20 protein-coding genes are annotated in these 20,842 nt (G+C 36.3%); 19 read left to right on the top strand and 1 reads right to left on the bottom strand.

Annotation, left to right across the window (positions count from 1 at the left end; translation table 11 throughout):
* Window positions 1-482: 482 nt before the first annotated feature.
* Both rpoE and pyrG read left to right on the top strand, forming a co-directional pair.
* Window positions 483-1,001, top strand: a complete 519-nt coding sequence (gene rpoE, locus TX86_RS18215; RefSeq protein ID WP_042351079.1) for a DNA-directed RNA polymerase subunit delta — start codon at window positions 483-485, stop codon at window positions 999-1,001.
* Window positions 1,002-1,388: 387 nt separating this feature from the next.
* On the top strand, window positions 1,389-2,990 hold the full coding sequence (gene pyrG, locus TX86_RS18210) for a CTP synthase (RefSeq protein WP_042351077.1): 1,602 nt from the start codon (window positions 1,389-1,391) through the stop codon (window positions 2,988-2,990).
* 99 nt (window positions 2,991-3,089) lie between these two features.
* Here the strand turns inward: pyrG and TX86_RS18205 are convergent, their stop codons facing one another.
* Complete coding sequence (locus tag TX86_RS18205; protein ID WP_042351076.1) at window positions 3,090-3,617, bottom strand: DUF2529 family protein; 528 nt, start codon at window positions 3,615-3,617, stop codon at window positions 3,090-3,092.
* A 208-nt stretch (window positions 3,618-3,825) separates the two neighbouring features.
* Between TX86_RS18205 and TX86_RS18200 the strand changes: the two genes are divergently transcribed.
* From TX86_RS18200 to TX86_RS18120, 17 genes are all read left to right on the top strand, one after another.
* On the top strand, window positions 3,826-4,206 hold the full coding sequence (locus TX86_RS18200) for a response regulator (RefSeq protein WP_042351075.1): 381 nt from the start codon (window positions 3,826-3,828) through the stop codon (window positions 4,204-4,206).
* Window positions 4,207-4,452: 246 nt separating this feature from the next.
* The gene (locus tag TX86_RS18195; protein WP_042351073.1) at window positions 4,453-5,310 is read left to right on the top strand and encodes a class II fructose-bisphosphate aldolase; all 858 of its coding nucleotides are present in this window, start codon (window positions 4,453-4,455) and stop codon (window positions 5,308-5,310) included.
* A 190-nt stretch (window positions 5,311-5,500) separates the two neighbouring features.
* Complete coding sequence (fsa, locus tag TX86_RS18190; protein ID WP_042351072.1) at window positions 5,501-6,142, top strand: fructose-6-phosphate aldolase; 642 nt, start codon at window positions 5,501-5,503, stop codon at window positions 6,140-6,142.
* 235 nt (window positions 6,143-6,377) lie between these two features.
* The gene (murA, locus tag TX86_RS18185) at window positions 6,378-7,664 is read left to right on the top strand and encodes a UDP-N-acetylglucosamine 1-carboxyvinyltransferase (RefSeq protein WP_042351071.1); all 1,287 of its coding nucleotides are present in this window, start codon (window positions 6,378-6,380) and stop codon (window positions 7,662-7,664) included.
* 90 nt (window positions 7,665-7,754) lie between these two features.
* Window positions 7,755-8,717, top strand: coding sequence for a class II fructose-bisphosphatase (glpX, locus tag TX86_RS18180; protein WP_042351070.1), 963 nt, complete (start codon window positions 7,755-7,757; stop codon window positions 8,715-8,717).
* Window positions 8,718-9,144: 427 nt separating this feature from the next.
* Entirely contained in the window at window positions 9,145-10,419 is a 1,275-nt protein-coding gene (rho, locus tag TX86_RS18175; protein ID WP_042351068.1) for a transcription termination factor Rho, read from the top strand.
* A 181-nt stretch (window positions 10,420-10,600) separates the two neighbouring features.
* A complete protein-coding gene (gene rpmE / locus TX86_RS18170; RefSeq protein WP_042351066.1) occupies window positions 10,601-10,813 on the top strand; it encodes a 50S ribosomal protein L31 in 213 nt (70 codons plus the stop codon).
* A 370-nt stretch (window positions 10,814-11,183) separates the two neighbouring features.
* A complete protein-coding gene (locus TX86_RS18165) occupies window positions 11,184-11,810 on the top strand; it encodes a thymidine kinase (RefSeq protein WP_042351065.1) in 627 nt (208 codons plus the stop codon).
* A gap of 317 nt (window positions 11,811-12,127) precedes the next feature.
* On the top strand, window positions 12,128-13,198 hold the full coding sequence (gene prfA, locus TX86_RS18160; RefSeq protein WP_042351064.1) for a peptide chain release factor 1: 1,071 nt from the start codon (window positions 12,128-12,130) through the stop codon (window positions 13,196-13,198).
* 3 nt (window positions 13,199-13,201) lie between these two features.
* On the top strand, window positions 13,202-14,065 hold the full coding sequence (prmC, locus tag TX86_RS18155) for a peptide chain release factor N(5)-glutamine methyltransferase (protein ID WP_042351063.1): 864 nt from the start codon (window positions 13,202-13,204) through the stop codon (window positions 14,063-14,065).
* A gap of 118 nt (window positions 14,066-14,183) precedes the next feature.
* Window positions 14,184-15,287: a sensor histidine kinase gene (locus TX86_RS26385; protein WP_195892924.1), complete on the top strand. Its 1,104-nt coding sequence runs from the start codon at window positions 14,184-14,186 to the stop codon at window positions 15,285-15,287.
* The gene (locus TX86_RS18145; protein ID WP_042351061.1) at window positions 15,265-15,900 is read left to right on the top strand and encodes a response regulator transcription factor; all 636 of its coding nucleotides are present in this window, start codon (window positions 15,265-15,267) and stop codon (window positions 15,898-15,900) included. The genes TX86_RS26385 and TX86_RS18145 overlap by 23 nt, the downstream gene beginning before the upstream one ends.
* 164 nt (window positions 15,901-16,064) lie before the next feature.
* Window positions 16,065-16,997, top strand: a complete 933-nt coding sequence (locus TX86_RS18140) for an ABC transporter ATP-binding protein (RefSeq protein ID WP_042351059.1) — start codon at window positions 16,065-16,067, stop codon at window positions 16,995-16,997.
* A gap of 12 nt (window positions 16,998-17,009) precedes the next feature.
* Entirely contained in the window at window positions 17,010-18,269 is a 1,260-nt protein-coding gene (locus tag TX86_RS18135; protein WP_042351058.1) for an ABC transporter permease, read from the top strand.
* Window positions 18,270-18,272: 3 nt separating this feature from the next.
* Window positions 18,273-19,382, top strand: a complete 1,110-nt coding sequence (locus TX86_RS18130; protein WP_042351056.1) for an ABC transporter permease — start codon at window positions 18,273-18,275, stop codon at window positions 19,380-19,382.
* Window positions 19,383-19,487: 105 nt separating this feature from the next.
* Window positions 19,488-20,273 carry a stage II sporulation protein R gene (gene spoIIR / locus TX86_RS18125; protein WP_042351055.1) on the top strand — a complete coding sequence of 262 codons (786 nt, stop codon included), beginning with the start codon at window positions 19,488-19,490 and terminating at the stop codon, window positions 20,271-20,273.
* 95 nt (window positions 20,274-20,368) lie between these two features.
* On the top strand, window positions 20,369-20,800 hold the full coding sequence (locus tag TX86_RS18120; protein WP_042351054.1) for a GNAT family N-acetyltransferase: 432 nt from the start codon (window positions 20,369-20,371) through the stop codon (window positions 20,798-20,800).
* Window positions 20,801-20,842: the final 42 nt, after the last annotated feature.

The raw sequence follows: 20,842 nt of genomic DNA, 5'->3' as shown, positions 1-20,842 counted from the left end.
ATGGTTATTATTATGTTTTTATGTATTCTATTATATTAACTATCGTATACTTAATAATAAGAGTTTATGTATTTTTTTAAAAAACCTTTATAAATAATGAAATAAAGGGTTAAAATGGTATTCTTAAGTGTGCCGAGCGTAGACAGAAGATTTTTTATGGAGTTGTGAATATGAACATAAGAAAAATATTATTCATCATAGTCGTTCTGATATTTGTTGGTTCCTTCCAATTTTTATATCAAAAGCAATTCGGCGCCGTAAGTTTTTTTTTAATTTCTATTTTATCCTTTTATTTGGCTTTTCGAGAGTGGAAGCGGCGTTAAAGCTTTTATTTTACTTGAAAAATAATCTAAAGATAAAGTTAGAACTAGCATAAACCTAAATGTATTGTTTATAATGATTTATAGGTTAAATAGAAAATGTTAACAAAGTTTAAGTACGTATTTAATAGTGCTTTTTGATAGAGAAAGGAAGTGCACATATTGAGTTTAAATCAATATACTAAAGAAGAATTAAAGGAAATGTCTTTAATTGAAGTAGCATACGAGATTTTATCAGAGCGTAAGCAAGCGGTATCTTTCCAAGAGCTTGTAAGTGAAATTGCAAAATTACAAGATAAATCTATGGCAGAAATTAATATGCAAATTTCACAATTCTATACAGATTTAAATGTAGATGGTCGTTTTAGCACAACTGGTGAAAATCATTGGGGTCTAAAAGATTGGTATCCAGTTGATCAAGTGGAAGATGAGTTAACTAACTCAGTTAAACCTAAGAAGAAGAAAGCGAAAAAAGTTGCTGACGACGAACTTGATGAATTTGAAGAACTAGACGAAGATGGTTTCGATGAAGAAGAGGACGAAGAGGACGAAGATGATTTAGATGTCCTTGATACAGATTTAGACGATGATTTAGAAGATGACGATGATGATTTGGTTGAAGATGATGACGACTTCGAACTTGATGAAGATGACGAAGACGAAGACGAGGATGAGTTGTAAATCACTTGACTTTTTAATCGGGAATTTGTAGAATCATTTTTGGGCTCCTTTAAAAAGGACATGATTACAAAATATATCGCTCCCTTACATTTTAGTAAGAGGAGCGTTTTTGTTTTTTTATAAGATGTATAGTAATTTAATGCATAATGGAAAAACTAAATGATATATATCAATATTTTTTATTGGGCTGCAAAGCAAGCAGCTCAATTTAATTTTTCACCCTCACTACTAACAGTAGTGTAATAGTACAAGTGAATGTAGATGTAAGAAATCATGATTATTTTTACTTGGCAGATTAGTTTGTAAAGCTATTCAAGAGCTTTACATTTTTTCATTGGTAAGCAGTTGGCTTACACGTTTTTAAAAAATTTTAAGGGGGAACAAAAATTGACTAAGTATATTTTTGTAACTGGTGGAGTAGTATCTTCTCTAGGTAAAGGAATTACAGCAGCATCATTAGGAAGATTATTGAAGAACAGAGGATTAAGCGTAACAATTCAAAAGTTTGATCCATACATTAACGTAGACCCAGGTACAATGAGCCCATACCAACATGGTGAGGTTTTCGTAACAGGCGATGGTGCAGAAACAGATTTAGACTTAGGTCACTATGAGCGCTTCATCGATATTAATTTAAGCAAATACAGCAATGTAACATCAGGTCGCGTGTACTCTACTGTACTTCGCAAAGAGCGTCGTGGTGATTATCTTGGTGGAACAGTTCAAGTAATCCCTCATATTACAAATGAAATTAAAGAACGTGTGCTTCGCGCTGGAAAAGAAACTAATGCAGATGTTGTTATTACAGAAATCGGTGGAACAGTTGGAGATATCGAATCACTTCCATTCCTAGAAGCAATTCGTCAAATTAAGAGTGATATTGGTCACGAGAATGTATTATATCTTCACTGTACACTAATTCCTTACATTAAAGCTGCTGGTGAAATGAAAACAAAACCAACACAACATAGTGTAAAAGAATTACGAAGCTTAGGTATTCAACCAAACGTAATTGTAGTTCGTACAGAAATGCCAGTTTCACAAGACATGAAAGATAAGATTGCACTGTTCTGTGATATTGACAAAAAAGCAGTAATTGAATGCCGCGATGCAGATACTTTATATTCTGTACCTTTAGCTTTACAAGAGCAAAATCTAGATCAAATCGTTTGTGATCACTTGAAGTTAGATTGTGGCGAAGCGGATATGACTGAATGGAAAGCTCTTGTTGAGAAAGTATTAAACTTATCTAAGAAAACAAAAATTGCTTTAGTAGGTAAATATGTAGAGCTTCAAGATGCATATCTTTCAGTTGCAGAAGCATTAAAGCATGCTGGTTATGCATTTGATGCAGATATTGATATCGACTGGATTAATTCAGAAGACGTGACAAATGAAAATGTTGCTGAACTTTTAGCTGGAGCAGATGGAATCCTTGTTCCTGGTGGATTCGGAGATCGTGGTGTAGAAGGTAAAATCGAAGCAATTCGTTACGCTCGTGAAAACAAAGTGCCTTTCCTTGGAATTTGTTTAGGTATGCAATTAGCTACAGTAGAATTTGCTCGTAATGTACTTGGTTTAGAAGGAGCACATTCAGCAGAGCTTAATCCAAATACACCATATCCAATTATCGACTTATTACCAGAGCAAAAAGATGTAGAAGATCTTGGTGGAACATTACGTTTAGGTTTATATCCATGTAAACTAGCTGAAGATACAAAAGCTATGGAAGCATATAACGATGAAGTAGTGTATGAGCGTCACCGTCACCGTTACGAGTTTAACAATCACTACCGTCAAGATATGGAAGCAAAAGGCTTTATCTTCTCTGGTACTAGCTTAGATGGACGTCTAGTTGAAATTGTTGAGTTACAAGATCACCCTTGGTTCGTAGCTTCTCAATTCCACCCAGAATTTACATCAAGACCAACAAAACCACAACCATTATTCCGTGACTTCATTGAAGCTTCACTAAAGAATAATAAATAAGATAGATAAGAGGTTGTCCAATTTGGGACAACCTCTTTTTGGTTGTAAATTAAAGTGAAGAAGTAAATTCATTCATCAAAAAAGACCTGTAACGGTTTTCTAATCTAGCTCTTCTAGTAGTTCTTTTAATGTTAAGTTAATCGTATAAAGGCTATAAAGCGCTACTATTAAGGATGGAAAGCCTACTCGTTCACCAGTTTCAGTAGGTACTAGCCCTCTTTTGAGTTTTAAATTTATATGAACATCTGCTAGATTTTGAAGACCTTCTTTTTCATCATCCACAATTGAAGAAAGTGCGATAAAAGGAATATAATCCTGGGCTAATTGGTGTGCTAAGGAAAGTGCGTCTTCATCATGGCTGTGATGAGAAACGAGTATAATACGATCAACTGGAGACAGTTTAGCAAGCTCGTCATTTACATATAACGGTTTGCAGTGTGGGATAGCTTCATCTCCTTCTAAGGCTTGAAAGAGCACACCTTGCATATCCTTAAAGCCATGAATATAGATGTTCCCGTCACTTATAGCAGCTTGTGCAAGTAATCTTGCAGCATCCTCAATCGTAAATTCATCATCTGAAATGGATTTAAATATACCATTTAATTGAGTAGTAAATATTTTTAGCATTATGAAAGCTCCTTTTAAAACATACTACGAGCATTATAAAGGATTGATATGGAAGAAGCGAATGTTACTAACAGTCATTTAGATAAAATAAAGAGAATTACTGTATAAATTGAAGGATTTACAAAAAAATACACGAATACTGTATACTGAGGATTAATGGAGAAATTTGAGTAGTGTAAGTGAACGTGGAGATGGAAGGGGTGTTTGGATGACGGGAAAGATATTAATTGTGGATGATCAATATGGTATTAGAATTCTGTTAAATGAAGTTCTGCAAAAAGTCGGTTATGAAACATACCAAGCTGCTAATGGAGTGCAAGCGTTAGAAATCGCTAAGGAGCATTCACCTGATTTAGTTCTTCTAGATATGAAAATTCCGGGGATGGACGGAATAGAAATTTTGAAGAGAATGAAGGAGTATGATTCAAATATTGCGGTAATCATTATGACGGCATATGGGGAATTGGATATGATTCAGCGAGCAAAAGATTTAGGAGCTATTACGCATTTTGCTAAACCATTTGATATTGATGATATTCGAAATGCAGTTAATAAATATTTGCCTTTAGGTGCAAAAAAAGGGATATGAAAACGAATACAGTTAAGAAAATTTAAACTTTAGACAAATAATAGCGGAAATAGTGATAGCAAAATTTACCGTTGTATTAGAACGTCTTGAGAAATCCTATAACTATTGGTATGCTTGAAAGTGGAATAAATGTTGCTCCCGTACGATTTTTTTGTCCGTATATTATACATAATTTTAAGGGAAAATTGTATAAGGGAACACTGTTTCTAAACAGTGGGAACAGTTATAACATAAGGAGGAAATAGAATGCCTTTAGTTTCAATGACTGAAATGTTAAACAAAGCGTTAGAAGGTAAGTATGCAGTAGGTCAATTCAACATTAACAACCTTGAGTGGACTCAAGCTATCTTAGCTGCTGCTGAAGAAGAAAAATCACCTGTTATCCTAGGAGTTTCTGAAGGTGCTGCTCGTCACATGGGCGGATTCACAACTGTAGTGATGATGGTTAAAGGTTTATTAGTAGATATGAAAATCACAGTTCCAGTGGCAATTCACTTGGACCACGGTTCTTCATTTGACAAATGTAAAGAAGCAATCGATGCAGGTTTCACATCTGTAATGATTGATGCTTCTCACCACCCATTCGAAGAGAACATTGAAACAACTAAATCAGTTGTTGAATATGCTCATTCTAAAGGTGTTTCTGTAGAAGCAGAATTAGGAACTGTTGGTGGACAAGAAGACGACGTTATCGCTGAAGGCGTTATCTATGCTGATCCTCAAGAGTGTAAAGAACTTGTTGAAAAAACAGGTATCGACTGCCTAGCTCCTGCTTTAGGTTCAGTTCACGGTACTTACAAAGGTCTTCCAAACCTTGGATTCAAAGAAATGGAAGAAGTTCGTGACTTAACTAAATTACCATTAGTATTACACGGTGGTACTGGTATTCCTGAAGCTGATATCAAAAAATCTATCTCTTTAGGTACTTCAAAAATCAACGTTAACACTGAAAACCAAATTGCTTTCGCTAAAGTAGTTCGTGAAGTGTTAGCTGCTGACGCTGAAATCGTTGACCCACGTAAATTTATCCAACCAGGTCGTGACGCAATCAAAACGACTGTTATTGGTAAAATCCGTGAGTTCGGTTCAAGCAACAAAGCTTAATTAATAGATAATAAATGAATAAAACCGCCTTATCAGGCGGTTTTATTTGTATATAGAGTATATTTATACGGTCATTTTTTGTTTAAACTAAAAAAATAGTAACTAATGATAGTGTAGCACTGCTTAATGTAGTATATTTTTTTGTATAATATTATTTGAAAATATTTTATATAGAGGAGATTTAGAAAAAATGAAATTTTTTATTGATACTGCAAACTTTGAAGAAATTAAAGAAGCACACTCGTTAGGAATTTTATCAGGCGTTACAACGAATCCATCATTAGTTGCGAAAGAGAATGTGTCTTTCCATGATCGTATTAAAGAGATTACTTCTTTAGTAGATGGCTCTGTAAGTGCGGAAGTAATTGCAACTGATTATGAGGGAATGATTAGAGAAGGTCGTGAACTTGCTGCAATTAGCCCAAATGTAACAGTTAAAGTTCCAATGACTCCAGATGGTTTAAAAGCTGTACATACGTTTGCCCAAGAAGGCATTAAAACAAATGTGACGTTAATTTTTAGTGCTAATCAAGCATTATTAGCGGCAAGAGCGGGTGCTTCATATGTATCACCATTTTTAGGACGCTTAGATGACATTGGTCAAAATGGTGTATCACTAATTGCGGATATAGCACAGATTTTTGCTATTCATGGGATCGAAACAGAAATCATTGCTGCATCTATTCGCAACCCAATGCATATTACAGAAGCTGCATTAAATGGTGCACATATTGCAACGGTACCTTACAAGGTGATTATGTCATTATTTAATCATCCATTAACAGATAAAGGTATTGCTGCATTCCTTGCTGATTGGGAAGCAAAGAAATAATTGTAGTAAGAAAGAGTGTTTCAACTCATTAAAAAGCGTTAAAAGCTGTTCGAAAGTGATTAAAAATCACTTTTCGAACAGCTTTTTTTTTTTATTCATACATGACTTTTTGTTTTTTGTGTAAACTAGAGACTATATAGAATGTCAGTGTATAATTTTTTTGACTGGTAAACATTGGTTGGTGTATGGTGTAATAACCTAATAAGTAATTGTGTAGTGTAGAAGGGAGTAAATTATGGACAAACTTAAGATTGCTGGAGGATACCCTTTAAAAGGAACAATTCGAGTGAGCGGAGCCAAAAATAGCGCTGTTGCATTAATTCCTGCAACAATATTAGCTGATTCTCCGGTTACAATTGAGGGGTTACCTGATATATCAGATGTTGAGATTCTTAAAGGATTGTTAGAAGAAATTGGTGGTACTGTTCAATTTCAAGATGATGAAATGACAGTTGACCCAAGCTCGATGATACCTATGCCATTACCTAATGGGAAAGTGAAGAAGTTGCGTGCTTCTTATTATTTAATGGGAGCTATGCTAGGGCGATTCAAGAAAGCAGTAATAGGTCTTCCTGGTGGCTGTTATTTAGGTCCAAGACCAATAGATCAACATATAAAAGGATTTGAAGCACTTGGTGCACAAGTCACTAATGAACAAGGTGCTATTTACTTACGAGCAGATGAACTTCGTGGAGCACGTATTTATTTAGATGTCGTAAGTGTGGGTGCAACAATTAATATTATGCTTGCTGCGGTATTAGCAAAAGGCCGTACGGTAATTGAAAATGCTGCGAAGGAACCTGAGATTATTGATGTGGCAACACTACTAACAAATATGGGCGCAAAAATTAAGGGAGCGGGAACGGATATTATTCGTATTGATGGTGTTGAAAAGCTAAGTGGTTGCCGTCATACTATTATCCCTGATCGAATTGAAGCAGGAACGTTTATGATTTTAGCAGCAGCGGTTGGAGAAGGTGTGCTTGTTGATAATGTAATACCCCAGCATTTAGAATCCTTAATCGCTAAATTACGTGAAATGGGAGTATCGATCGAAACGCGAGATGATCAAGTATTTGTTTCTCCTGGTAGTAAATTAAAAGCAGTTGATATCAAAACCCTTGTTTATCCTGGATTTGCGACAGATTTGCAGCAACCTATTACTGCTTTTTTAACGAGAGCAGAAGGGTCCAGTGTCGTAACGGATACAATTTATGGAGCACGATTTAAACATATAGATGAATTGCGACGCATGAATGCCAATATTAAAGTAGAAGGTCGTTCAGCTATAATAAATGGTCCTGTTCAACTACAAGGTGCCAAGGTAAAAGCAAGTGACTTAAGAGCTGGTGCAGCCCTCGTTGTAGCAGGTCTTATGGCGGAAGGTATTACAGAGATTACAGGTGTGGATCATATTGATCGTGGTTATAGCCAATTAGTAGATAAATTAAGTGGTTTAGGAGCTACTATTTGGCGTGAAAAGTTATCCTCTGAAGAGATCGAACAATTAAAAAGTTTATAATAGAGCGACTAGTCACCCTTTTTTGAGATTAATGTGTTATTATATATAAGTAATTAGGTTATACTTATAAACTCTTTGGAGGGAACACAAGTGGAAAGAAGCTTATCGATGGAACTTGTTCGTGTAACAGAGGCAGCGGCATTAGCTTCTGCACGATGGATGGGACGAGGAAAAAAAGACGAAGCTGATGGAGCAGCTACGTCAGCTATGAGAGATGTATTTGATACAGTTCCAATGAAAGGAACCGTTGTTATAGGTGAAGGAGAAATGGACGAGGCTCCAATGTTATATATTGGAGAAAGGCTTGGAACTGGCTATGGTCCACGTGTAGATGTAGCAGTAGATCCACTTGAAGGTACAAATATCGTTGCATCTGGCGGATGGAATGCATTGGCAGTACTTGCAATTGCGGACCATGGTAACTTATTGAATGCACCTGATATGTATATGGACAAGATCGCAGTTGGTCCAGAGGCAGTTGGGAAAATCGATATTCAAGCACCAGTGATGGACAATATTAGAGCGGTTGCGAAAGCAAAGAATAAGGATATTGAAGATGTTGTAGCTACAATTCTAAATCGTCCTCGTCATGAGAAAATCATTCATGAATTAAGAGAAGCTGGAGTAAGAATCAAGCTGATTAATGATGGTGATGTTGCAGGAGCGTTTAATACAGCATTTGATCAAACTGGTGTAGATATTTTATTAGGTTCTGGTGGAGCTCCTGAGGGAGTAATCGCAGCTGTAGCTTTAAAATGTCTAGGCGGAGAACTTCAAGGTAAACTACTACCACAGAATGATGCTGAATTACAACGTTGTATTTCAATGGGCTTAGATACGAATAAGATTTTGTTAATGGAAGATTTAGTTAAAGGCGATGATGCTATCTTTGCAGCAACTGGTGTTACGGATGGTGAGCTTTTACGTGGTGTACAATTTAAAGCGCATTACGCTGAAACACAATCTATTGTTATGCGTGCAAAATCAGGAACAATCCGTTTTATTGACGGACGTCATAGCCTAAAGAAAAAACCGAATCTTGTTATTAAATAAATTTCAATATATTGTCTAAAGTTTGTCTATATAATGAAATTTGAGATTGAGGGTAGTGTATCCTACCCTCTTTTTATATGCTCAAAAAGCTTTGTTATCAAAAAAATATTTATTTTTTGAATATTTTTAAGTAAAATAGACGATGTTGAATATGTGTGGTAAAAGGAAATTACAGGGTAGGCTAACCTATTTTGCTTGGTGATGGTGTTGAACAATTTCCTATATAGCAGTAAAATAAAGAGGCAATATTAAAGTATTATTTTTAAATCTGCAACTTACTCCTAATCTTCACAAGTTACTTGGCGAATTCCTTCAATTCATTCTTCATTAAACGCTTTGTTATGACCCTTAACAAAACAATAAGGCAAGCTGAATATTTGATGAAAAGCCAATTATCATTGCTATTAATATAAAGTGTGGTGTACTAATGAATTTAACTATTTCTCATTTAGAACACATGAAGCTAAAAGAGCTTTATGAGTTAGCAAAAGAGTATAGAATTTCGTATTACAGTAAATTAACAAAAAAAGAACTAATTTTTGCCATCCTTAAGGCACAGGCAGAACAAGACGGTCTGTTGTTTATGGAAGGTGTATTGGAAATAATTCCGTCCGAAGGGTTCGGTTTCCTTCGTCCGATTAACTATTCACCTAGTTCAGAGGATATTTACATTTCTGCTTCCCAAATTCGTCGTTTTGACTTAAGAAATGGTGATAAGGTCTCAGGAAAAGTAAGACCTCCGAAAGAGAATGAAAGATATTATGGTTTACTTCATGTAGAGGCTGTAAATGGTGATGATCCAGAAACAGCTAAAGAAAGAGTACACTTCCCAGGTTTAACTCCGTTATATCCAAATCGTCAAATCAAATTAGAAACAACGCAACGTAATCTTTCAACGCGCATCATGGATGTACTTGCTCCTGTTGGTTTCGGTCAACGTGGTTTAATCGTTGCTCCTCCTAAAGCGGGTAAAACAATGCTGATTAAAGAAGTAGCGAACGCTATTACAACTAATCATCCTGAAGCTGAATTAATCGTTTTACTTATTGACGAGCGACCTGAAGAGGTTACAGATATTGAGCGTTCTGTTGCGGGTGATGTTGTTAGTTCAACATTTGATGAATTACCGGAGAACCATATTAAAGTGGCTGAGCTAGTATTAGAAAGAGCGATGCGCTTAGTTGAGCATAAACGTGATGTTATCATTTTAATGGATAGTATTACGCGCCTAGCTCGTGCGTATAATCTATATATTCCACCAAGCGGTCGAACACTTTCTGGTGGTATCGACCCAGCTGCATTCCACCGTCCGAAACGTTTCTTCGGGGCTGCTAGAAACATTGAAGAAGGCGGTAGCTTAACGATTCTTGCAACGGCATTAATCGATACAGGATCACGTATGGATGACGTTATTTATGAAGAATTTAAAGGTACGGGTAACATGGAGCTTCATTTAGATCGTTCATTAGCCGAAAGAAGAATCTTCCCTGCGATTGATATTCGTCGTTCTGGTACTCGTAAAGAAGAATTACTTATTCCTAAAGACCATTTGGACAAACTTTGGGCAATTCGTAAAACGATGTCAGATACACCAGATTTTGCTGAGCGCTTTTTACGTAAATTACGTCAAACTAAGAGTAATGAAGAATTCTTCAGTATGCTTGAAAGCGAAATGAAGGGTGGAACTACGAAGCGACGTTAGTCGATTCTGACTTTTGTTTTTCACTTAATTTGTTAATAACAACAATTCAACATAAAGTTGCAAATTGCTTTTTGCCTTGTTATAATAAAAAGCATGTTTGACTGAACGGTAGAAGTCGATTTTACCTTTCAGCAATAACTCTGTTTCAGGAAATGAATCAGGGCGGAAGGAGATGTAGACTATGAAAGCAGGAATTCATCCAAATTACAAAACAATCACTGTTAAATGTGCTTGTGGTAACGAATTTGAAACTGGTTCAGTAAGAGATGAGATGAAAGTTGAGACTTGTTCTGAATGTCATCCATTCTACACTGGTCGTCAAAAATTTGCTGAAGCTGGTGGACGTGTTGACCGTTTCAACAAAAAATACGGTCTTAAATCGCAACAACAATAATCTTTACAAATGTTTAAAGACAGGCAAGTATATTTCCTTGCCTGTTTTTTTTCTGCTATAGATAGTGAAATAAAGCACAATTGAGCATAATAAAGTGAAACTTTGATGGCTGAAGCTTGATGTTTGGAAGTAATACAAGAATTAAACTCTTCAATCAAAAAGGACCGGTGACGGTTTTTTAGTGTCTAACCTTACACCTGCCATGCTCGGTCGTAAGCCTATCTGTTTTGAAAACCAAAAGACAGGTTTTCAAGAACAGCTCGTCTTACGCCTGCCGCATAGCTCCTTTTTAATTGGAAGGAAGACAAAGCAGTAACTCAAAAATTAAAAAGGACCGGTGACGGTTTTTCTTAAAGGAGAGAGGTATAAGGTGTACGAAAGTAAGCAAGCAGGATGGATGGAGTTAATTTGTGGTAGCATGTTTTCTGGAAAATCAGAAGAGCTGATTAGAAGGGTGCGTCGTACACAATTCGCTCGCCAAAATACAGTGGTATTCAAACCAGCTATTGATAATAGATATGCTGAAGAAGCAGTCGTTTCTCATAATGGAGCATCTGTAATGGCTAAATCAATTGCTAAATCAACAGATATCTTTCTTCATATTGATAAAGATTTGGATGTTATTGCAATTGATGAAATTCAATTCTTTGATGATAAGATTGTGGAAGTTGCCCAGCAACTTGCAGATAGTGGATATCGAGTAATATTGGCTGGTCTTGACCAAGACTTCCGAGGAGAGCCATTTGGACCTGTTCCAGCGTTATTATCTCTTGCGGAAAATATTACAAAGCTACAAGCTGTCTGTGCTGTGTGTGGTAGTCCAGCTAGTAGAACACAACGATTAATTAATAATGAACCAGCGAATTATCATGATCCAATTATTTTAGTTGGTGCATCTGAATCGTATGAACCGAGATGCCGTCATCATCATGAGGTGCCTGGCTTGGATAATAAATTTAATCAATCGATTGATCAAGTAGAGAACACGTTAGAATAGGCTGTTCAAAAAGTGATTGAAAATCACTTTTTGGACGCCTTTTTAAAAGATAAAAATTTGTGTGGTGTCTAACTTTACACTTGCCATGCTTGGAAATAAGCCAATCTGTTTTGGAAATCGAAGATAAGTTTTCAAGAACAGCTTGTCTTATTTCTATTGCATGGCTCTTTTTTGATTAACAGTAAAAAGATGAGCAATCATCCATCAAAAAAGACCGGTCTTACGCATAACAAAACAGAACAAATAAGCCCTATTAGACAAGCCCTTTTTATATGATTATAATAAAGGCTATATGGAAAAAATTCGAGGTGAATACGGTGTTAGATCGATTACAAGCTGTTGAAGATCGTTATGATCGTTTAAATGAGCTATTAAGTGACCCGGAAATTGTTAGTGATTCAAAAAAGCTAAGAGAATATTCTAAAGAACAATCAGGTATTCAACAAACGGTAGAAGCATACCGTGAATATAAAGTGATTCGTGAGCAGTACAATGATGCTAAATCAATGCTTGAAGAGAAACTAGATGCAGATATGCGTGAACTAGTGAAAGAAGAAGTAAGTGAATTAGAAGAAAAGAAGGTGCAATTAGAAGAGCGCCTACGTATTCTTCTTATTCCTAAAGATCCTAATGATGATAAAAACGTTATTATGGAGATTCGTGGTGCAGCGGGTGGAGATGAAGCGGCTTTATTCGCTGGAAATCTATACCGCATGTACAGCCGTTTTGCCGAAATGCAAGGTTGGAAAACAGAAGTAATTGATTCTAACCCAACTGGCTTAGGTGGTTATAAAGAAATTATCTTTATGATTAATGGTCAAGGTGCATACTCTAAGCTGAAGTTTGAAAACGGAGCGCATCGTGTACAGCGTGTTCCTGAAACAGAATCAGGTGGACGTATTCATACATCAACAGCTACGGTAGCAGTTCTACCAGAAGCAGAAGATGTAGAAGTAGATATTCACGAGAAGGATATTCGTACTGATACGTACTGCTCATCTGGAGCAGGTGGACAAAGTGTAAATACAACGTATTCAGCTATTCGTTTAACGCATATTCCGACAAATACAGTCGTAACATGTCAAGATGAAAAATCGCAAATCAAGAACAAAGAAAAAGCGATGAAGGTTTTACGTGCTCGTGTATACGATAAAATTCAAAGTGAAGTACAAGCAGAATATGATCAAAACCGTAAATTAGCGGTTGGAACGGGCGATCGTTCAGAACGTATTCGTACGTACAACTTTCCACAAAATCGCGTAACAGATCATCGTATCGGTTTAACGATTCAGAAGTTGGATCAAGTCATGGAAGGTAAGCTGGATGAAGTGATTGATGCATTGATTATTGAAGATCAAGCAAGCAGACTTCAAGGCGAAGGAGAATAATCCATGGTGAAAAAAGTATACGAAGCCCTTAATTGGGCTTCGTCTTTTTTAAAAGAACATAATCGGGATGAAAACGCAGGAGAAATTCTGTTACGCCACTACATGAATTGCTCTCGTTCACATTTACTAGCAAGCTTACATGATGAAATAGAGTCTACTGTCTATCAGCGCTTTGAAGAAAGTGTTCATAAGCATGCAGAAGGTGTTCCTGTTCAATATATGCTCGGATATGAAGAGTTTTACGGAAGAGAGTTTTCTGTTAACCAAGATGTACTTATTCCACGTCCAGAAACGGAAGAATTAATCTATCATGCGTTACGTAAAATGCCAACATTATTTAAAGACAAGAAAGATATAAGCTTAGTTGATGTTGGAACAGGTAGTGGTATTATTGCGATTACGATGAAATTAGAGCAGCCACAACTCGATGTTACCGCTACTGACTTAATGCCAGGCCCCTTAGCAATGGCTAAACAGAACGCAGATACGTTACAAGCAGAAGTAGCATTTGTTTCAGGTGATTTGCTTCAGCCTTTTATTCAAGAGGGGAAGAAATTTGATATGGTGCTTTCCAACCCGCCGTACATTCCTGAGAGTGATGCGGAAAGTATGTCAAATGTAGTAACAGAACACGAACCTCATACAGCATTATTTGCAGGTGTTGATGGTTTAGATTTATATCGTCGTTTTGCAGAAGAATTGCCACTCGTACTAAATACGCCGGGTTTAGTTGGTTTTGAAGTCGGTGCTGGTCAGGGGAAGAGTGTATCTTCGCTTATGCATGAAGCATTTCCGAATGCTACAGTTACAATTGAAAATGATATAAACGGCAAGGACCGTATGGTTTTTGTTGAAGTACCAGCTTAATTGTTTAAGCTGGTTTTTTGTATGTTTAAATGTACTAACAGATTTGTCCTTTATTATGAAACACTTTTGTTATCTATAATTTGGTAAAATGGTGAAAAAGAAATGTGAGGATAGGGAGTTGTTAGAATATTTACGGCTAGTGGCATTTTTTTTCATTTGGATACTATTCTTTATAGAGCAATATGCAGCAAGTCAAATGGTCCTCTTTCTCTTCTTCTGTACAGGGTCGGTAGCGCTTTTTTATTTGGCAAAACCGCTTTGTTACAATATGTACGTACAGTATGGGCATATCGTCTTACTATGTTTACTTTTGTTGTTCAGTCACAGTGAAATCGTCGTTTTTCTCTTGTTGTATATTCAAATTGATTCAATCGCTTCATTATCTATGAAAAAACTGCAAATACAAGGCATTGTCATAGGGGTTCTACTCGTTGCTATTTTGTGGTGGCAAGGTCTACTAACATTTGCGCTCTGTTTAGCAATTAGCATACTTTTGATATGTAGTTATTTTTATAAACTTTTACGCGATGAGCAAGAGGAAAAGAGTCAGTTGTATGAAGGATTGCTGCGGGAATACCGATTATTAAAGCGCCAGGCTTATAAGAATGAAAAGGTGGCTCGTTTAGAAGAAAGAACGCGCATTGCAAGAGAGATTCATGATGCTGTTGGTCATAAGCTGACGTCTTTACTGATGTTGTTGAAAATGTCGAGTATGAAAGGGAATACAGATGATGCACTTATTCAATTAGCAGAAGAAGCGCTACAAGAAACGCGAAAAGCGGTAAGGACTTTACAAAATGATGAGCATGAAGGAATTGCATCTGTTTTGCAACTTATTCGAAAGCTTGAGTCAGAAAGTCATATTTTCGTCGCTTTTACAACTGAGAAAGGCGTTCTATCTTCCAATTTATCCAATAATCAAAGTGTGCATCTGTACCGTATACTACAGGAGGCTTTAACAAATGCCATGAAGCATGCTCATTCACGTGAAGTACATGTGAAGTTGAGTAAAAATGCTATTGGTTATATTGAATTTGTAGTACGTAATAAAGTGCTAGAACAGAAGGAAATCATGTATGGATATGGTTTACATAATATGCAGAAACGTATGGACGAACTAGGCGGGGACTTAGCTGTCTATTATGAAAAAGATTATTTTCTTGTAAAAGGTTCATTCCCAGAGGAAGGGGGAAATCAAAATGGCGCGCGTAATGGTAGTTGAAGATCAAAGTATCGTTCGGCAAGGAATTGCCATGATGCTCAAAGCTCAAGGGTTAGAGGTTGTTGCAGAAGCGGAAAATGGGAAGGTAGCTATTGAATACCTCAAAACACTGTCAGTAGATGTGATTATGATGGATATTCGCATGCCTGAAATGAATGGGCTGGAAGCAACTCGTATCATTCATAAGCAATGGCCGCAAACGAAAATTATTATCTTAACGACGTTTAATGATGATGAATATGCAGTGGAGGCTTTAAAAGAAGGTGCTTGTGGCTACTTATTAAAAACAGCTGATAGTGACAAATTAGTTTCGGCAGTAAAAAGTTGTTTAAAAGGAGGAATGCCTATACAAGAAGAGGTTACGGCTCGCGTCATCCCTAAATTATTATATAATGCACCCAAGAAGGAAGAAGCGATACAAATTCCTTTAACACCTCGAGAATTGGACATAGCGAAATGTGTAGGCATGGGGAAAACAAATAAAGAAATTGCACAAGAGCTGTTCATGTCGGTTGGAACGGTCAAAAATCACATAACGGTTATTCTTCAAAAGCTAGAGATGCGAGATCGTACTCAATTAGCTATTTATGCTGTGAAGAACCATATTTCTTAAAGACTGCCATAAAGGCAGTTTTTTTGGGTATATAAACAAATACGCCGAAGCATATGACTGAAGTCATGGTCTTGGAGTTTTTCAATGACCGTGGTTAGTTTCGAGAATAGGAAAGGATTTCTATAATGAAGAATAGTTGGAAGTGTGAAAAGGGAGGAATAGCCTTGATTGATATTATAAATTTAACAAAAAAATTCAAGCAAAACACAGTTGTAAATACAATTAATATGCAATTAGAAGAAGGGGAAATAGTTGGTTTACTTGGACCAAATGGTGCGGGAAAAAGTACAACAATCTCGATGATCTCCTCGTTACTAAATCCAACAAGCGGGGATATTCAATTACATGGGAAGAGCATATTGAAACAGCCGAAAGAATTAAGAGCTATATTAGGAGTCGTCCCTCAGGAGATTGCGTTATATCAAGAATTATCTGCACAGGAAAATTTATTATTCTTCGGTCGTATTCAAAAACTACCAAAAGATGTACTTCATGATCGAGTAGAAGAAGTGCTTGAGATTATTGGCTTACAAGACCGCCGAAAAGATTTAGTGAAGACCTTTTCAGGAGGTATGAAGCGTAGACTGAATATCGGGGTTGCGTTATTACACAATCCAAAATTTATAATCATGGATGAACCAACCGTGGGTATTGATCCGCAATCGCGAAATTACATTTTAGAGACCGTTCAGAAACTAAACAAAGAAAGAGATATGACTGTATTATATACAAGTCATTACATGGAAGAAGTAGAATTTCTATGCGATCGCATTTATATTATGGACCACGGTGAGATTATTGCTTCAGGGACGAAGGAAGAGATTAAACAAATACTCTCTTCAGAGAATACAGTAGAAGTGAAGCTGGAGATGCCATCTATTGAATTCGAAGAAGCTTTACGAAACTGTAAACAAATTACGAGTGTGACATCAAAAGGTGCTAACATCACGATTATTGCTCCTAAAGGTGTCAATATGTTTGATATGATTATTCCAATCTCAGAGAAGGTACATGTTTCATTCATCTCTATTGAAATAAAGAACCCAACACTTGAAGATGTATTTCTACATTTAACGGGTCGCGTGTTACGGAATTAGGAGGGGAGAAATATGTTATTTCATCTAATAAAAAAAGATATACTTGTTCTCATTCGTAACCGTTCTATGCTTGTTCAGCTACTGTTAATGCCAACGGTTTTAATTTGTATTTTAGGGTTTGCACTTTCAGGCATGATGGGTGGCGATCAAGCGGTACTAAAGGCGAAAGTGTATATGGTAAATCACGGATTGGAAAAGAAAGAGCTTCAGCAATTTATTAATGAAGTTGATACATCGACAGTGTTACCACCTGAAGCAAAGGTACAAATAAAAGAAGCAGCAACTACCGTACTACCGATTTCGATGCTACAGGATCAAGTATTAGCGAGCAAGGAAGTAAAGAAAAGTATTCATGTGAAGAATGCATTACCAAGTGAACTGAAAGAATTAAAGAAAGGTGACAAAGCAACTGTCATCGTCGAAATACCTGAAGGATTCACGTATGACTTTTTACAACATATGTTCTTCCAAAAAGGAGAAGCACCCACTTTAAAGGTATTGAGTAATGAGGCAGACCCTTTATCTAGTAATATGTTTAAAGGGATTCTTGATAGTTTTCAAGAACAATATGCTTTTTCTAATTTATTACAGCAAGAAAAGCTACCAGTCAACTTAAATGATCAGCCACTTATAAAGATTTCAAAAGAAACAGTAGATCAAACACCTATTATTAGCTCAGCTGCTTACTATACGGTCGGAATGGGCATGATGTTTATTTATTTTATCGTTTCTAATTTGGCCGCTTTTGCGTATCAGGAAAAAGACCTTCATATGTATAGCCGAATTGTTCTAAGCAATGTATCTCCTTGGAGTTATTTGAGTAGTTATTTCATCTCGGGGATGTTATTAGCATTTATTCAAATCTGTATTTTATTCGGAACGTCGGTGCTGTTATATGATGTGCAGATACCTAGTCTACCGTTATTTGCATTAATCACGTTTTGTGTTTGTTTAGGAGTAGGTGGCTTTACTGCATTCATAACGGCAATTACATTAAAGTTTAAAAATGAAAATGTTCCAAACTTTTTTTCAGCCATTATTAATTTCTTCTGCTTCTTTGGGGGAAGTTTTGTACCGATTAGCACCTTTCCGGAATGGATGCAAAATGTCGGCAGCTATACGTTGAATGGAGCGGGTTTGATGGCATTCACCAATATGATGCAAGAATATGATATTTCTTATTTTAGTAGCCACTTATGGACGATGGTTGCTTATAGTGTCATATTGCTTATTTTAGCATTCGTATTTTTTCCAAGAAGAGGGGAGGCGTAAGGCATGATAGGTATATTAATGGCTAAGTTTAAGATGTTAGTACGAAAGCCGTGGGCATTTATTGGTTTAACTGTTTCAATTATTATCATGTCTGCGCTTATTGGGGGAAATTTCAGCATTAAAAGTGAAGTAGTTGTTTTCTCTGATTTATCGCAAAAAGAATGGAAACCACTTCTCGAGCAATTAAATGAAACAGGTGCTTTTAAATATACGAAATACAATGAAGAAGATGCAATTCAACGAGTGAGAGAGAAAAAAAGTGAATTAGCAGTTGAACTGAAAAGAGATGGAGCGAATCTTATTATTGCTACAAATAGCCAAAATACGGATCTCGTTCAATACGAAGTGATGAGTGTATATCAGAACTTAAAACGAAATGAAAATGTATTACAGCAAGCTTCGACAATGCCTACAGTTAATGTTCAGCAATTAGAAAAGCAGCTAGATTCATTGTCTGATTATAATGTGTTTAAGACGAAACAAGAAACTTTTACTGCACAGGATTCCTTCGTATATGACGCGAGTTTGTACTCTTTATTTGGATTCTCTCTCTTTTTTGTCATCTATACGATTGCTTTTAATGTTGTGACGATTTTAACAGAGAAGAAAGAAGGCGTTTGGAATCGGATACTCATTTCACCCACTAAGAAATGGGAGATGTATACGGGGAATTTACTATATAGCTTTCTAACGGGTTATGTACAGGTTGCGCTTGTATTTTGTGTGTTTCGTTTCGGATTAGACATTGAATTTCATGGTGCATTTGGCAAAACATTAATCATATTGATACCATATGTTTTCTGTATTATCGCTTTTTCATTATTTGTAGCTGCGTTAGTGAAAAATCTCCAGCAATTCAATGTTGCTATATCGTTAGTTTCTGTCAGTATGGCGATGCTAGGGGGCGCTTATTGGCCAATTGAAGTTGTAACGTCAAGCTTCATGCTGTTATTAGCAAAGTTTACACCGATTTATTATGGTATGGAAGCGTTAAAAGGAGCAGTTATTTACGGATATGATTGGAATCAAATAGCATATCCAATTGCCATGATGTGTCTTGTTGGCGTTGTCCTTATTGGTTTAGGTATAAAAATCATAGATAGAAAGAATTAATAGAAGCCACTTCTTTTCAATTTCAATCAAAAAAGTCTAATGTGCTAGTTTAAGATAGTCCAATTTAGACAACACTGTTTGATAGGAAAGGGAGTGGAGCTTTTTATGAAAAAAAATCAATTAGCTGTTTTATATATAATGATTATTTGTTTCGCTACGATAGCGAGTTTATCTATTCCAAGAATAGACCATGCCGAAGCATCAGAAGAAGCGGTTGTTATTCCAAAAGAAGCAATTCGATTACGTATACTTGCAAATAGTGACGGAGAGGAAGATCAAAAGGTTAAAAGAGTGATACGTGATGAAGTGAATGCTAATATTACGGAATGGGTGAAAGAATTAACCTCCATTGACGCTGCTAGACAAGTGATTAAAGGTCATTTACCTGAAATTCAGCGTATTGCTGAAAGTTATGTGAAGAAACATCATTTGAATCAAGATGTGAATGTCACCTTTGGACAGGCAAATTTCCCAACTAAACTTTACGGGAAGTATCTTTATCCAGCAGGAGAATATGAAGCGATTGTTATAACACTTGGAAAAGGACAAGGTGCTAATTGGTGGTGCGTGTTATTCCCACCATTATGTTTCTTAGATTTTTCAAATGGAACAGCCGTTAGCATGTCGCCAACGGAAGAAGCTGATAAGGAGCAAGTAGCGAACGAAGCTGAAATAAAGGCTGACCAGAAGCAAGTAGTGAACGAAGCTGAAATAAAAGCTGACCAGAAGCAAGTAGTGAACGAAGCTAAAATAAAAGATGAACAGGAGCAAGTAGTGAGCGAGGCTAAAATAAAAGGAAAAGTAGAACATTTCGTGAAGAATGAGGAACCTGAAGTAATTGAGAAGAAAGTTTTTGTTGTAGAATTGTTCGAGGATTTATTTGGTGAATAGATTTTTCAAAACTAGTAAAAAAATTTCTCTTTTCTCTACTAAATCATGAATATGAATCATAGACTTACTAGTAAAAAAAGATAGGGGCGGTTGAGATGTTAACAGTGCGACGCGGAGAAGAGTCTGATTCGAAGGCGATTGAGCAATTTATAAAACGGTCAGATGCCTTATATGAGGAAGATTCATTATTTATAGTAGTTGAAGATGAGAGAAATGAAATAGTAGGAGTAGTAGGCATTGTTATGATTGAAAATGTTGGTTGGCTTCGCTCTTTTGTGTTTTCTCCAAATTTTCCTTCAGAGCGATTACCGATTTTTTTAGAACGAATATTAGTGATTGCTAAAGAACAGAGTTGTTCGAATGTCTATTTAGCAACTAATCAACCAAGTAGCATTCCTTTGTTCCAAACATTTGGCTTTTCGGTCAGATCTTTAGAAGAAATACCAGAAAATTTAAAGTTATCAACAGCTGTCTTGCCACTTTTACAAAAAAAAGACGTCGTATATATGTGGAAAACTCTAGTATGAAGCGGTATATCCACAAAGTTATCCACCGTTTGCAAGTTATTA

Origin of the sequence: Bacillus massiliigorillae (genome assembly GCF_000380245.2) — a bacterium.
Lineage (GTDB): Bacteria > Bacillota > Bacilli > Bacillales > DSM-1321 > Bacillus_AD > Bacillus_AD massiliigorillae.
The sequence above is the reverse complement of the archived record's forward strand: the minus strand, read 5'-3'. Positions and strand labels throughout refer to the sequence as shown.

Excerpts from the sequence above, each read along its gene's own strand:
- TX86_RS18195 (WP_042351073.1), top strand. The coding sequence starts at position 4,453 with ATGCCTTTAGTTTCAATGACTGAAATGTTAAACAAAGCGTTAGAAGGT.
- TX86_RS18130 (WP_042351056.1), top strand. The coding sequence starts at position 18,273 with ATGATAGGTATATTAATGGCTAAGTTTAAGATGTTAGTACGAAAGCCG.
- TX86_RS18200 (WP_042351075.1), top strand. The coding sequence starts at position 3,826 with ATGACGGGAAAGATATTAATTGTGGATGATCAATATGGTATTAGAATT.
- prmC (WP_042351063.1), top strand. The coding sequence starts at position 13,202 with ATGGTGAAAAAAGTATACGAAGCCCTTAATTGGGCTTCGTCTTTTTTA.
- TX86_RS18135 (WP_042351058.1), top strand. The coding sequence starts at position 17,010 with ATGTTATTTCATCTAATAAAAAAAGATATACTTGTTCTCATTCGTAAC.
- TX86_RS18120 (WP_042351054.1), top strand. The coding sequence starts at position 20,369 with ATGTTAACAGTGCGACGCGGAGAAGAGTCTGATTCGAAGGCGATTGAG.
- TX86_RS18205 (WP_042351076.1), bottom strand. The coding sequence starts at position 3,617 with ATGCTAAAAATATTTACTACTCAATTAAATGGTATATTTAAATCCATT.
- TX86_RS18145 (WP_042351061.1), top strand. The coding sequence starts at position 15,265 with ATGGCGCGCGTAATGGTAGTTGAAGATCAAAGTATCGTTCGGCAAGGA.
- murA (WP_042351071.1), top strand. The coding sequence starts at position 6,378 with ATGGACAAACTTAAGATTGCTGGAGGATACCCTTTAAAAGGAACAATT.
- fsa (WP_042351072.1), top strand. The coding sequence starts at position 5,501 with ATGAAATTTTTTATTGATACTGCAAACTTTGAAGAAATTAAAGAAGCA.
- rho (WP_042351068.1), top strand. The coding sequence starts at position 9,145 with ATGAATTTAACTATTTCTCATTTAGAACACATGAAGCTAAAAGAGCTT.
- rpmE (WP_042351066.1), top strand. The coding sequence starts at position 10,601 with ATGAAAGCAGGAATTCATCCAAATTACAAAACAATCACTGTTAAATGT.
- spoIIR (WP_042351055.1), top strand. The coding sequence starts at position 19,488 with ATGAAAAAAAATCAATTAGCTGTTTTATATATAATGATTATTTGTTTC.